This is a genomic window from Microbacterium sp. zg.Y909 (assembly GCF_024626565.1).
In genome coordinates, this window is the sequence record NZ_JANJFJ010000115.1 from 1 (window position 1) to 12,343 (window position 12,343).

Sequence of the window (12,343 nt, forward strand, 5' to 3'; positions counted from 1 at the left end):
TGTCGGCCAGGACCGGGCCGCGGTGCTCGACGTAGAGCAGCAGGGCGCGCACGGGCTTCTTCGACAGCGCCCAGGCGATGACCTTCTGCACGGCGTTCGGTTCGCTCATGCCGTCACCCTAGCCGCGTGGCGCGGCGGCCCGCCGGACTTGACGCCGCCCGGGCCGGCATGGAAGCGCGGGGTCCCGGCGGAGCGCGGGGCGCGTGCGCAAGGTTGCGGTTCATGCGGCGATGGATGCCGCGAGGGCGAGCCACGCCCCGCCGAGCAGGTAAGGACCGAAAGCGATGCGGGTGGTGCGGGTGGCCCGCCCGGTGGCCAGCAGGAAGAGCGCGACCGCTCCCCCCAGGACGAATGCGGCGGCGGTGCCGATGAGCACCGCCGGCCACCCCGCGTGCCCGAGGACCATACCCACGACACCGGCCAGCTTCACGTCGCCGCCTCCCACGCCTCCACCCATCGCCCGCAGGGTGGCGTAGAGGAGGAACAGCACCCCGCCGCCGAGGAGGGCCGTGACCAGCGGCGCCCCGTCGCCGGCGGCGAGGGCGGCGAGCGCGAACAGCACGAGGATCAGCGGGTACAGCGGAAGGACGAGTGCGTTCGGAAGCCTGTGGCTCCTCAGGTCGACCACGGTGAGCGCGACGGTCGCGGCGGCGAACAGCGCGTAGGCGACTGCGAGGGGCGCGACCACGAGCGGCGTGGCTTCCCACATCACCCGGAGTCCCGACACGGCGCCAGCGTATGGCTTTGCGCCGGGGCTCCGCGGGCGTGATCCACAGGGGCGCTGGGAGGCGCGGCGGCCAGCGGGCCCGTAGGCCCGCGGGCCGCAAGCTCAGCGGCGCCGAGTCACCAGAGCGGGTGGATGTCGGCGCGCAGGTGACGGTCGTACACCGCGTGCACGGCGGCGTCGAACGCGTCGATGTCGAAGGCGCCCGGCTCGAGCAGGGCCGCGGCGGCCGCGTTCGAGGACGCCTGGCGCACATTGCGCGCGCCGGGGATGACGCTGGTGACACCCGGGCGGGATGCTACCCAGGCGAGCGATGCCGCCGGCAGCGACACGCCCTCGGGCAGTGCCGCCGTGAGATCGGCGACGGCCGCGAGCCCGGTGTCGTAGTCCACGCCCGAGAACGTCTCGCCGCGGTCGAACGCCTCGCCGTGACGGTTGTACGTGCGGTGGTCGTTCTCGGCGAAGGTGGTCGCGGCCGTGTACTTGCCGCTCAGCAGGCCCGAGGCCAGCGGCACGCGGGCGAAGATCGCGACGCCGGCATCCGCCGCCGCCGGCAGCACCTCGTCGAGGGGCTTCAGCCGGAAGGGGTTCACGATGATCTGCACGTTGGTGACGTTGGGGCGTGCGATGGCGGCAAGGGCCTGCGCGCAGGTCTCCACCGACACCCCGTACGCGGCGATCGTGCCGTCGGCAACGAGGGCATCCAGGGCGTCGTAGGTGGCATCCGCCTCGATGACCTCGGTGGGCGGGCAGTGCAGCTGCACGAGGTCCAGGGTGTCGACCCGAAGGTTCGCGCGGGAGCGGTCGGTCCAGGCGCGGAAGTTCTCGGGCGTGTAGTTCTCGGGCTCCTGCGCCATGCGGCGCCCCATCTTGGTTGCGACCGTGATGCCGTGACCGGGCCGGTCGGCGAGGAACCCGCCGATGAGAGTCTCGCTGCGGCCGTCGCCGTAGACGTCGGCGGTGTCGAAGAGGGTCACTCCCCCGTCGACGGATGCCGCCAGCACCTGCCGGGCGTCGGATTCGTCGACGACACCCCAGTCGGCGCCGAGCTGCCAGGTTCCGAGTCCGATTGCCGAGATGGACCGACCGGTGCGACCGAGAGGACGCTGCTGCATGAGTGCTCCTTTTGACCTGTCCAGAATGCCACGCTGCGGCGCCGCCCGGCGCGGCTACCCTGACGGGGCGCGGCGTGGCTGCTGCCGACCCGAGGCCGCGAGGAGCGCGGCGTCGACGGCCATCGCCAGCGCGACCATGAGCAGGTAGACCAGCAGGTCCCTGACGTCGAAGACCGTGCCGAGCAGCAGCATCGCGGGCGGGAAGGTGGTGCCGAGGCGCTCGGGGAGGCCGGTCAGCTGGAGCAGTTCCACGGCGGTGCACCACGCCGCTGCCACCAGCCCGAGGACCCGTGGGCGCGCTTCGGGGACCAGCATCGCGAGCCCGAGGTAGGCGGCGAGCGCGTAGAGCGCGTCCCCCGCGATGTCGGATGCGGCAGTGTCGGGCGCCCAGCGGTGCACGGCGAGTCCCGTGATGATCGTCGCCGCGAGCAGGCCGGCGGAGAGCAGGCGACGGCGGGCGGGACGCGGCATCCGGTCACTGTAATGGGCTGAGGTGCGGACAGATGCCGCGGCGTGCGCGATGCGGAAGGATCGGGGTATGGATGCCGCACCCGCCGGACTGACACGCCTGCCCGCACCGCAATTCGTGATGACGGCCGAGGGCGACCGCCTCGCGACGTACACGTGGGGCGACGAGACCGCGCCGACCGTGCTGTGCGTGCACGGGTTCGGATCGAGCACCCGCGACAACTGGGTGGCCACCGGATGGGTGCGGGACCTGCTCGCGGCGGGGCTGCGGGTGCTCGCGGTGGATCAGCGGGGGCACGGGGCCAGCGACAAGCCGCACGCCCCGGGATCGTATGAGATGACAGGCCTGGTGACCGACCTCGTGACGGTGCTGGACACGTATCTGCTCGACTCCGTGCGCTACGTGGGGTACTCGCTCGGTGGTCGCGTCGGCTGGCAGGCGGCGGTGGACGTTCCGCACCGGATCGAGCGCGCGGTGCTCGGCGGCATCCCCGACGGCCGACCGCTTGCGCGCATGCAGATCGCCCAGGTGAAGGCGTACCTGGACGACGGGCGGCCGGTGGAGGATGAGGTGACTCGCCGGTACATCTCGCTGGCGGAGCGGGTGTCCAGCAACGACCTGCAGGCCCTCGTCGCGCTCGCCGAGGGGATGCGGCTGGGCGACAGCGACCCCGACCCGGCGTCGCCGCCGACGCAGCCGGTGCTGTTCGCCACCGGGAGCGAGGATCCGATTCTGGAGGAGTCGCGGCGGCTGGCGTCATCGGCGCCGCAGGGCACGTTCGTGGAGATCCCGGGGCGCACCCACGTCAACGCGCCGGGTTCCCGCGACTTCCGTCAGGCCGGGGTCGCGTTCCTCCGCGCGTGACCGCCGAGTGAGTATTCACTCGAGGCCGCGAATACTCACTCGGGAACAGGGGCGACGATCGCGCGCTCGTCGGGGATGCCGCGGGCGACGTCGCGGATGCCGCGGCCCTTCGGGCCCCACTGCCGGTACGCGGCGAACGCGATGGGCAGCCCCCGCGCGACGCGGAGGTCGTCGCTGTCCATCGCCTGCACGTGCACGTGCGGCTGGGTCGAGTTGCCCGAGTTGCCGCACCGGGCGAGCTGCTCCCCCACCACCACCTCGTCGCCCGGTCGCACCTGCAGGGACCCGGCCCGCAGGTGCACCAGCGCGACGAACGCCTGGCTCACGCGGTCACGCACGATGACATGATTCCCCGCAACCGCCGCGGGGCCGTCCCGCAGGCGCCCCGCCTGCCCCGCGACGTACGCCACCAGCGCGAGCTGCGAGCGACGCGCCTCATGATCGGTCTCGCCGTCGTGCACGCTCACCACCACGCCGTCGACGGGCGCGAGGATCGGCCTGCCGAACCCGACGAACCGCTCGGATGGCTCGGTCGACAGAATCGTTCCCCACCCCCACTCCGACGCAGTGCGCCCGCGCTCGTCGACCCCGGTGAAGTCGATCGCGTATCGCTGACCCAGCACATCCACGCCGTGACTCGGGACGCGCCGGGCCGGGCTGTTCTGCACCAGCCATCGCCCCTCGAACGGCAGCGCCAGCAGCACCGGCGCACGGGCGGAGCCCGCCGCCGGCGACATGCTCACCGCCCCCCACCCGCACCGGCAGCGACAGCGCCAGCGCCAGCGCCGCCGACGTCGAGGCCCGCCGCCCGCGCCGGCTCGGCATACGCCGCGGCGAGCGAGGCGACGGTGTCGTGCGCGTTGAGACCGCTCGGGTTCGGCACCACCCACAGCTGCGAACCGCCGAGCGTCTCGCTCTGCCGCCCCGCCGTCGCGCGTGGCCTGCCGAAACCCTGCCGGTAGGCGGTGATGCCGACGATGGCGATCACCGCGGCACCCCACCCCGCGGCATCCGTCTCGAGCCGCCGGGCGCCCGCCCGCAGCTCTTCGCGCGACAGCTCATCGGCGCGCGCCGTCGCCCTCGGCACGAGATTCGAGATGCCGATACCGGCGTTCAGCAGCATGTCGCGATCGCGCGGCGGCATGCCGTCGTCGGCGATGCGCGGGAGGCGGGGAAGGATGCCGGCGGCCAAGAGAGCCGGGTAGAACCGGTTGCCGGGGTGACCGAAGTGCACGCCGGTCGCCGCGGTCCACAGCCCCGGGTTGATGCCGACGAACACCAATCGCGGGTGCGGCGGCATGAGGTCGGGCACGCTCGTGTCGCGGAACGCCTGCAGCTGCTCGCGCGTGAAGCCCATGTCCGGCCGGCTGTCTCCCGATACGACGATGGCAGGGACTTCTCCCTGCCATGTCCAGGATATCGGGCCGACGGGGGCTTGCGGCAAGACCCCCTCGCGGGGGCAGGATGGGCGGCCTCGCCGCTGCGGGCCAGATACTACGGGCCAGATGCTGCGGGCCAGCCGGGGCGGACAGTCAGGGCGGCAGCCGGGGTGGGCAGCCGGGAGCAGGGGGCGTGTCATGTTCGACGTGATCATCGTGGGCGGCGGACCGACGGGCATGATGCTCGCGGCGGAGCTGCGGCTTCACGACGTTCGGGTGGTCGTTCTCGAAAAGGACGACGCCCCGTCGCCGCAGGTGCGCTCGCTCGGGCTGCATGTGCGCAGCGTCGAGCTGCTCGACCAGCGCGGGTTGCTGGACCGATTCCTCGCGCACGGCACGCAGTACCGGATCGGCGGGTACTTCGCCGGCATCGACAGCCCCTGGCCGGAGGACCTCGACACCGCCCACGGCTACATCCTCGGCATTCCGCAGCCCTTGACTGATCGCCTGCTGACCGAGCACGCCGCCGCGCTGGGCGCCGACATCCGGCGCGGCTCGACCGTCGTCGCGCTGACGCAGGACGACGACGGCATCGAGATGGGTCTGACGGAAGGCACATCACTGCGTGCGCGGTTCGCCGTCGGGTGCGACGGCGGGCGCAGCACGGTGCGTCGCCTGGCCGGCATCGGCTTTCCCGGCGAACCCGCCACGATGCAGTGGCTGCTGGGCGAGATGGAGCTCACCGCCCCGCCCGGGACCGTGGCAGCGGTGACGGCCGAGGTGCGGCGGACGCAGCGCGGGTTCGGCGCCGGCCCCTCGGGCGAGGGCCGCTACCGCGTGGTCGTCCCCGCCGACGGCGTCGCAGAAGACCGCACCACGCCGCCGACGCTCGGCGAGTTCTGCGCACAGCTGCGCCGCCACGCGGGCACCGACTTCGGCGCGCATTCCCCGCGCTGGCTCTCGCGCTTCGGCAACGCCACGCGGCTGGCCGAGCGCTACCGCGTCGGGCGCGTGCTGCTGGCGGGCGATGCGGCCCACGTGCACCCTCCCCTCGGCGGCCAGGGCCTCAACCTCGGCATCCAGGACGCCGTCAATCTCGGCTGGAAGCTGGCCGCCGAGCTGCGCGGTTGGGCGCCACCACACCTCCTGGACACCTATGAGTCCGAGCGCCGCCCCGTTGCCGACGATGTGCTCTCCCTCACGCGCGCGCAGAGCGAGCTGACGTTGACAGCCTCCGGCCCGCAGGCGGTGCGCCGCCTGATGACCGAGCTGATGACCATCCCCGAGGTCAACCGTCGCTTGATCGAGAAGATCACGGCCATCGGCATCCGATACGACGTCGGCGACCCGGCGCCGCAGATCGGCGGGCGCCAGCGGGACGTCGCCCTCACGCACGGCCGCCTGTACGAGCGCATGCGCGACGGGCGGGGGCTGCTGCTGGACCCCACCGGCGAGCTGGATGCCACGGGCTGGTCGGATCGCGTCGATCTCGTGGTCGACCGCAGCGCCCAGATGAATGCCGCGGCGGTCCTGCTGCGCCCGGACGGCCACATCGCGTGGCGGGGTGAGGACGCCGCCGGGCTCGACCGGGCGTTGACGCGCTGGTTCGGGGAGCCGACCGGATGAGCGGCGCGTTTCGTCTCGCTGCGCTCGCTCAACGACCGTCCAGGAACGCCAGCACATCCCGGTGGTACCGCCGGTGCAGCGTGGTCCCCAGGTGCCCAGCCCGGGGGTACACGATCGCCCAGCCACCGGGAATGCGCTCGGCGGTGCCGCGGAAGAGCTCCGGCGAGTAGAAGCGGTCGCGCTCCGCCCCGATGACGAGCGTCGGCACGGCGATCTCTGCCAACCGCTCCCCCACGTCGAAGTCGTCTTCGGCCTCGATGACCGCGAGCAGCTCGGCGCCCGCGTGGGCGAACGTGCTGCGTCCCATCAGCCACCCCGCCGCGCCGAACACGACCGCCGCGGGCGTGGATGCCGCGACCTCCGCCGCCATGATCGCGCCGGCACGCCGGGTGTGACCCGTGTGCACCGCGGCAGAGAGGCTTCGCTGCACCAGCCTGCCGTGGTCGCTCAGGCGATAGGCCGCGGAGACGACGACCAGCCGGCGGACGAGGTGCGGGTGGTCCAGCGCCAGCTGCAGCGCCACGCTCCCCCCAGTCGACACGCCCACCACGTCGACCGGCGCGGGAAGGTGCGACGCGATCGCCGCCGCCGACCTGGCCGCGATCTGCGCCATCGACACCGGCGGCTCCAGACCCTCGGACCAATGCAGCCACACCACCTCACGCCGCCGCGCGAAGGGCGCCAGCAGCCGGCCCTGCATCCACAGCCCCGCGCCGGACGGCAGGTGCGGGCTGCCGGACAGTCCGGGGAGGTACACCAGCGCCGCGCCCGACCCGAGGCGCAGAAAGGAGATGCCGGGGGGCCATTCCCCGCTCTCGACCGTGGCCTTCGTCACGTGCGGCGACCTCCAGAGCGAGCGGGGGGGGGGAAGCGGGGGCGACAGCTGCCCGCATCGACTGCCCACAGCATCACCCGGGCACCGCGCCGACACAAGGACGTCCGGCCGCCCTTGTCGGCGGGCACGACCGTTCGGGATGATGGGGCGATGCAGCCACCACCGCTGGGCCGGTATCAGGAGATCGCCGACACCCTCGCCCGGCACGGTCTGGACTTCCTCGCCGGCGAGCTCGGCATCACGCGGTTCCTCCCCGCGCGCCGGCGGGCCGCAGCCGGCACTCCGCCCGCGCCGCCGGCTGACGCGCCGACCCAGCTGCGCTTGGTCCTCGAGGACCTCGGTCCTACGTTCATCAAGCTGGGTCAGCTGCTGTCGACGCGAACCGACCTGCTGCCGCCGGCCTACATCACCGAGCTGTCGAAGCTGCAGGATGCCGGACCCGCGGTGCCCGCCGAGCAGATCCGGGAGACCGTCCACCAGGAGCTGGGCAGCGACCCGGAGGAACTCTTCGCGTCGTTCGATTGGACCCCGATGGCATCCGCCTCGATCGGTCAGGTGCACGCGGCGACCCTCGGCGACGGCACGCCCGTCGTGGTGAAGGTGCGCCGCCCCGAGGTGGTCCGGCAGGTGCAGGACGACCTCGAGATCATCAACACCCTCGCCGGCCGAGCGGCGAAGGTGTCGTCACTGGCCCGCTCCTACAACATCACCGGCATCGTGAAGGAGTTCTCCGACACGCTGCGCGCGGAGCTCGACTACCTGCGCGAGGCCCGCAATGCCGAGCGGTTCGCGCAGAACTTCGCCGCACGCCGCGGGGTGATGATCCCTCGCGTGTTCTGGGAGACCACCACCTCCCGCGTGCTCACTCTCGAGCGCATGACCGGCATCAAGGTGAGTGATCGGCAAGCCCTGGATGCTGCAGGCATCGACGCCGGCGCGCTCGCCGCGGCGGGCGGAAAGATCGTGCTGACGATGATCTTCGAGGACCGGTTCTTCCACGCCGACCTGCATCCCGGCAATCTCTTCGTCCACCCCGACGGCACGCTCGCTTTCATCGACTTCGGCATGGTCGGCGAGCTCAGCGAAGAACTGGCCGAGCAGCTCGCCGATGTGTTCATCGGCACGGGGACCCGCGACGCCGAAGCCCTCGCCAACGCACTGATCGAGCTGTCCGTCACCCAGGGGTCGGTGGACCGGCGAGCCCTGCGCGCGAGTGTGGCGTCGTTCCTCTCGCAGCACTTCGACAAGCCCCTCGGCGACATCCACTTCACCCGCATGGTCACCGACCTGCTCCGCATCCTCCGCGAGAGCCACCTGCAGCTGCCGCACGAGATCTCCCTCGTGGTGCGCACGCTCGTCGTCATCGAGGGGGTGGGCGTGCAGCTAGATCCCGCGTTCGACCTGAACGCGGTGCTCACGCCCTACGCCCGCCGCCTCATCCGCCGTCGGCTGTCGTTCGAGGCGCTGTCCAAGCGCATGGGACGCGCGTCGATCGATGCCGGTGCGCTCATGCTCGAGTTGCCCACGCGTCTTCGCCGGCTGATCGAGTCGGTCGATGACAACGGCATCGAGGTCCACCTGCGCGCGACAGAGCTCGTCCCGCTCTTCGCCCGCGCCGAGCGCATCGGCAACCGCGTGGTCGCCGGCATCATCACGGCGGCGCTCATCAACAGCATCGGCCAGCTGATGGGCCGCGACAACCGCCTGCGCACGTGGCAGCGCGCCATCACCGGTGCCGTGCTCACCGCGTTCACGAGCCTGAGCGGCTACCTGCTGTGGACGTCCCGTCGACGACGGGACTGACGGCGCGGCCGGGCGCTCGGCAGGGCTGCTCTCGTTCGCGCAGACGCGCGAGTACCCCTCACGCGTCGAGGACCTCTATGCGAACCGTCACCGGGCCGTCCTCATGCAAGGACTCCGCTTCGCGGACGGCGCGCTTGAGCGGCAGCCAGTAGCGACCGGAGGAGCTGGGGAAGATCGACGTGCGCCACGTCGTGCCGCCCACGGTCGCCTCGACCCGCACCGCGCCGAACCCGCGCGTGAAGGGGCCGGTCACCTCGCGGATGTCCTCGCTGAGCTCTTCCGGCACGTCGGTGAACAGCCACGTCTCGGGCCTGGCATCCCACCGGAACACGGTGGAGTCGAACTCGATGTGCACGAACCCAGTCTCCACCCCGGGGAGGCGGACGTGTGCCGCCCCGGGGGGCGCGGTCAGCCGATCGCCGGACGCGTCAGGAGACCCAGCGCGATGTCACGCCGAAGGCGTCGGCCACGGCACGGATCTCGTCCGCGCTCAGCCCCTCGCCGTGGCCGCCTGCGGTGAGGTTCATGTACTCGTACTTCGCGCCGGTCTCGGCGTACTCCACCCGGTCCACGGCACGGGTGACCGACAGATCCGAGCGGGCCATGACGCCGTGCTTGCTCCACAGCACGATCTCGTGCTCGCGCAGGCCCTGCACGTTGGCAGCCATGAGCTCGGCGGATCCGGGCACCATGAACTCCAGCACGCCGATGCCGTCGCGGAGGGCCACGATCGACTCCGGCTCCCATCGCAGGATGCGGCGGTTCATCGTCTCGGTGTCCCGATACGTCGGCACGTGGCTGAGGTAGGTCAGGTGCGGCGGCTGCGCGTGCACCACCGCGTGGAAGTCCAGCCCGCGCCGGCCGACCTGATCGTCGTGCACCGCGAGATGCGAGTTGAACTCACTCGTGAGCGCGTCGAACTGGCGCTGCGGCGACGAGAGCATCTCGGCACTCACGCCGTCGGCATCCACGATCACCGCCGCGATGGCAGCGAGCGGGTTCTCGGCGATCTGGCGCAGTCGCCGCCCCGATCCGGTGACGAGCAGCGTGCGCCCTGCCAAGGCGGGCGCCGCCAGCGGCAGCTCGATGCGCTCGGAGACCGGGAAGAGCTGACGAACGCGCGAAAGCTCGTCGAGGCAGATCGAGATGTTGCCGGCCCCGGCCTCGCTCGCGTCGATCTCGCAGATACGGTGCCCGGCCGCGCCCATGTTGGCGAGGTACTGCTCGATGGTCGGACGGTCGATGGCCATGGTCACTCCCTTGTCGCGATTCCGGTGAATCGTTTCAAGACTAGCCATGGTCTGACCACAGCTGCAACTCGCCGCCCCCTATGGCGAGGCCTTCAACCCGCTGTCGGCGCTGCCGGATGCCGCGGCGGCCATTTCCCTCCCCCAGCGCTTGGCGCGCTCCACCTCGCCATCGAGCAACGGGCCCGCGTATCCGCGGACACGGAAGGTCTCGGGCTTGGACGTCGTGTCGAATCCGAGTGAGCGCAGTTCCCTTCGCGCGACCTTGGCCGCAGAGCCTGGCAGACGCGGCTTGTCGACGCGGGTGTCGAAGACGGCGGCGGGAACGGGCGAGGACAGGGCGTCGAGCTGATCCAGCCACTCACGGATGCCGCGGTCCGGCGCGTGAGGCGCCGAGTGGGACTGCACGGCATCCGCGCGGGTCGCCGGGCGCGTCAGAGAGAAGGCGTGTGTCGGTCCCCCCACGACGACGAGATCGAACCCTTCGATCGAGGTAGGCGCAGAATCCGAATCCACGACGTGCACTGTGCCGCCGCGGTCACACCCCTCGGCCACAGCACGAGCGATCTGCTCGGTGTTGCCCCACAGGGATTCGTAGACCACGAGCACATTCATGTCCGCTCCATTCGTCGGGCCGCACTTCGGTGACGTGTCGATGCGCAGTCGCGCGTTGACCAACGTCGGCTGGCGGGCATCACCGCACCGCATTCACGACAGCCGCGCCTCCGCGTAGACCGCTCGGGCGCGATCTACGGCCAGGATATACCGGGGCGGATCAGGCCGATAGTGGCCGGATCGCGACGTCGCGCACGCGTCGGGCGGTCGAGGTTATCGTGGCGAACTCCCGCCCACCCAGCACGCTCTCGGTCCGCCGCATCAGCTCGTCACCGGCGAGCGCGGCGTACCCCGGACCGGCCGGGATCGGCGAGGTGGTCGTGGCATCCGTCACGAACTCCACCGCGAACCCGATGTCGCCCGCGATCCGCGCCGTGGTCTCGCAGCACTGCTCGGTGCGGATGCCGCAGACGACCAGCCGGCCGATGCCGCGAGCCGCGAGCTGCTGCTGCAGGTCGGTGGAGGTGAACGCGCTGACGGTGGTCTTCGTCACCTGGATCTCGTCGGCCCGGGGATCGAGCTCGGCAACGACCCGCACGAAGCCGGAGTCGGGGTCGAACACTCCCCCGGTGCCGGGCTCGGAATGCGTCACCCACGCCACGCTGTCGCCGACGCTGCGCGCATGCGCGACGAGCAGGGCGATGTTGTCGAAGACCCGCGGGTTGGCGGTGGCGGCCCAGTCGTCGCGGCGCTGCCGGAAAGACTCCTGCGCGTCGACGACGAGCAGGGCGGTGTCGGAGGTCGGGCTCATGCCCTCATCCTGCCGGGGCGCGGCGCCGCCGGAAAAGGCGGCAAGCCGTCACGGTGCGACGGGATCCGGCCACCCGTAGGGGGTATGGCCGACCCACGCGCGCTCCGGAATGAGGGGATCGGTCGAAATGAGGGCGACCTCGGCCAGGACGCCCTCATCCGGGCAGATCCCCTCAGTTCGGCGCGGCGCCCCGAACCCGTACGCGGCCACTCGCGCCACGCAACCCCCTGTGCACGGGCCGCGCCTGACGATGAAGATGGAGGATGCCGCAGACTCGCCTGCACGACTTCCGCCGCGGGAGCCTCCGCTTCGACGTCTCCGACACGGGACCGCTCGACGGCCCGACCGTAGTGCTGCTGCACGGATTCCCTGGGTCGCGCCGCACGTGGGACGCGGTGGCGCCCCTGCTGACAACAGCGAGCGCCCGCGTGGTGTCCTTCGACCAGCGCGGATACTCCCCGGGCGCGCGGCCTCGCCGGCGGCGCGACTACCGCGCGGTCGACGTCGTCGGCGACGTGACCGCGCTGCTCGATGCCCTGGGCGTCGACCGCGTGCATCTCGTCGGCCACGACTGGGGCGGATTCGTCGCATGGCGCATGGCCGCGGCATCCCCGCACCGCCTCACCGGGCTGACGGTGCTATCCACCCCTCACCCCCGCGCGATGCTGCGATCGCTGCTGTCGTCGGCGCAGGGGCTGCGGTCGCTGTACATCGGGTTCTTCCAGCTGCCGTGGCTGCCCGAAGCGCTGCTGCGACCTCGGCTCGCCCGGCTGCTCGTCGCATCGGGGCTCCCCGCCGACCTGGCTCAGGAATACCAGCGATTCCTCTCGGGCCCGCAAGCGCTGCGCGGCGCGCTCAACTGGTACCGCGGGATGTGGCTGCCCGACCGGCGTCGGCGACGTGCCGCCCGGCACG

The 12,343-nt window shown here is 71.8% G+C and carries 14 protein-coding genes; 4 read left to right on the forward strand and 10 right to left on the reverse strand.

Going from position 1 to position 12,343, the window contains the following annotated elements:
* Positions 1-220: 220 nt before the first annotated feature.
* The 3 genes from NQ160_RS10275 to NQ160_RS10285 form a co-directional block, all read right to left on the reverse strand.
* The gene (locus NQ160_RS10275; protein WP_257515146.1) at positions 221-727 is read right to left on the reverse strand and encodes a prepilin peptidase; all 507 of its coding nucleotides are present in this window, start codon (positions 725-727) and stop codon (positions 221-223) included.
* Positions 728-843: 116 nt separating this feature from the next.
* Positions 844-1,839 carry an aldo/keto reductase gene (locus NQ160_RS10280; RefSeq protein ID WP_257515147.1) on the reverse strand — a complete coding sequence of 332 codons (996 nt, stop codon included), beginning with the start codon at positions 1,837-1,839 and terminating at the stop codon, positions 844-846.
* A 54-nt stretch (positions 1,840-1,893) separates the two neighbouring features.
* On the reverse strand, positions 1,894-2,310 hold the full coding sequence (locus NQ160_RS10285) for a ribosomal maturation YjgA family protein (RefSeq protein WP_257515148.1): 417 nt from the start codon (positions 2,308-2,310) through the stop codon (positions 1,894-1,896).
* A 67-nt stretch (positions 2,311-2,377) separates the two neighbouring features.
* On the opposite strand from NQ160_RS10285, the gene NQ160_RS10290 reads away from it, so the two are divergent.
* On the forward strand, positions 2,378-3,172 hold the full coding sequence (locus NQ160_RS10290; protein ID WP_257515149.1) for an alpha/beta fold hydrolase: 795 nt from the start codon (positions 2,378-2,380) through the stop codon (positions 3,170-3,172).
* 35 nt (positions 3,173-3,207) lie between these two features.
* Here the strand turns inward: NQ160_RS10290 and NQ160_RS10295 are convergent, their stop codons facing one another.
* Positions 3,208-3,909, reverse strand: a complete 702-nt coding sequence (locus NQ160_RS10295; RefSeq protein ID WP_257515159.1) for a M23 family metallopeptidase — start codon at positions 3,907-3,909, stop codon at positions 3,208-3,210.
* Between the two features lie 2 nt (positions 3,910-3,911).
* Positions 3,912-4,529, reverse strand: coding sequence for a mismatch-specific DNA-glycosylase (locus NQ160_RS10300; protein ID WP_257515150.1), 618 nt, complete (start codon positions 4,527-4,529; stop codon positions 3,912-3,914).
* 220 nt (positions 4,530-4,749) lie between these two features.
* On the opposite strand from NQ160_RS10300, the gene rox reads away from it, so the two are divergent.
* Complete coding sequence (rox, locus tag NQ160_RS10305) at positions 4,750-6,177, forward strand: rifampin monooxygenase (protein ID WP_257515151.1); 1,428 nt, start codon at positions 4,750-4,752, stop codon at positions 6,175-6,177.
* A 28-nt stretch (positions 6,178-6,205) separates the two neighbouring features.
* Here the strand turns inward: rox and NQ160_RS10310 are convergent, their stop codons facing one another.
* The gene (locus tag NQ160_RS10310; protein ID WP_257515152.1) at positions 6,206-7,012 is read right to left on the reverse strand and encodes an alpha/beta fold hydrolase; all 807 of its coding nucleotides are present in this window, start codon (positions 7,010-7,012) and stop codon (positions 6,206-6,208) included.
* Positions 7,013-7,162: 150 nt separating this feature from the next.
* Here NQ160_RS10310 and NQ160_RS10315 point away from each other — a divergent pair, with 150 nt between their 5' ends.
* Positions 7,163-8,815: an ABC1 kinase family protein gene (locus NQ160_RS10315; RefSeq protein WP_257515153.1), complete on the forward strand. Its 1,653-nt coding sequence runs from the start codon at positions 7,163-7,165 to the stop codon at positions 8,813-8,815.
* 58 nt (positions 8,816-8,873) lie between these two features.
* Here NQ160_RS10315 and NQ160_RS10320 read toward each other — a convergent pair whose 3' ends face one another.
* From NQ160_RS10320 to NQ160_RS10335, 4 genes are all read right to left on the reverse strand, one after another.
* On the reverse strand, positions 8,874-9,170 hold the full coding sequence (locus NQ160_RS10320; RefSeq protein WP_257515154.1) for a DUF1905 domain-containing protein: 297 nt from the start codon (positions 9,168-9,170) through the stop codon (positions 8,874-8,876).
* Positions 9,171-9,243: 73 nt separating this feature from the next.
* Positions 9,244-10,065, reverse strand: coding sequence for a class II aldolase/adducin family protein (locus NQ160_RS10325; RefSeq protein WP_257515155.1), 822 nt, complete (start codon positions 10,063-10,065; stop codon positions 9,244-9,246).
* A 78-nt stretch (positions 10,066-10,143) separates the two neighbouring features.
* On the reverse strand, positions 10,144-10,677 hold the full coding sequence (locus tag NQ160_RS10330) for a flavodoxin family protein (RefSeq protein ID WP_257515156.1): 534 nt from the start codon (positions 10,675-10,677) through the stop codon (positions 10,144-10,146).
* A gap of 160 nt (positions 10,678-10,837) precedes the next feature.
* Positions 10,838-11,428 carry an isochorismatase family protein gene (locus NQ160_RS10335; RefSeq protein WP_257515157.1) on the reverse strand — a complete coding sequence of 197 codons (591 nt, stop codon included), beginning with the start codon at positions 11,426-11,428 and terminating at the stop codon, positions 10,838-10,840.
* Positions 11,429-11,691: 263 nt separating this feature from the next.
* Between NQ160_RS10335 and NQ160_RS10340 the strand changes: the two genes are divergently transcribed.
* The coding region (locus NQ160_RS10340) for an alpha/beta fold hydrolase (RefSeq protein ID WP_257515158.1) at positions 11,692-12,343 on the forward strand (652 nt) is incomplete at its 3' end.

Bases quoted from the DNA above. Each gene is read 5' to 3' on its own strand.
- NQ160_RS10290 (WP_257515149.1), top strand. From the start codon at position 2,378: ATGGATGCCGCACCCGCCGGACTGACACGCCTGCCCGCACCGCAATTC.
- rox (WP_257515151.1), top strand. From the start codon at position 4,750: ATGTTCGACGTGATCATCGTGGGCGGCGGACCGACGGGCATGATGCTC.
- NQ160_RS10300 (WP_257515150.1), bottom strand. From the start codon at position 4,529: ATGGGCTTCACGCGCGAGCAGCTGCAGGCGTTCCGCGACACGAGCGTG.
- NQ160_RS10330 (WP_257515156.1), bottom strand. From the start codon at position 10,677: ATGAATGTGCTCGTGGTCTACGAATCCCTGTGGGGCAACACCGAGCAG.
- NQ160_RS10285 (WP_257515148.1), bottom strand. From the start codon at position 2,310: ATGCCGCGTCCCGCCCGCCGTCGCCTGCTCTCCGCCGGCCTGCTCGCG.
- NQ160_RS10315 (WP_257515153.1), top strand. From the start codon at position 7,163: ATGCAGCCACCACCGCTGGGCCGGTATCAGGAGATCGCCGACACCCTC.
- NQ160_RS10325 (WP_257515155.1), bottom strand. From the start codon at position 10,065: ATGGCCATCGACCGTCCGACCATCGAGCAGTACCTCGCCAACATGGGC.
- NQ160_RS10280 (WP_257515147.1), bottom strand. From the start codon at position 1,839: ATGCAGCAGCGTCCTCTCGGTCGCACCGGTCGGTCCATCTCGGCAATC.
- NQ160_RS10335 (WP_257515157.1), bottom strand. From the start codon at position 11,428: ATGAGCCCGACCTCCGACACCGCCCTGCTCGTCGTCGACGCGCAGGAG.
- NQ160_RS10295 (WP_257515159.1), bottom strand. From the start codon at position 3,909: ATGTCGCCGGCGGCGGGCTCCGCCCGTGCGCCGGTGCTGCTGGCGCTG.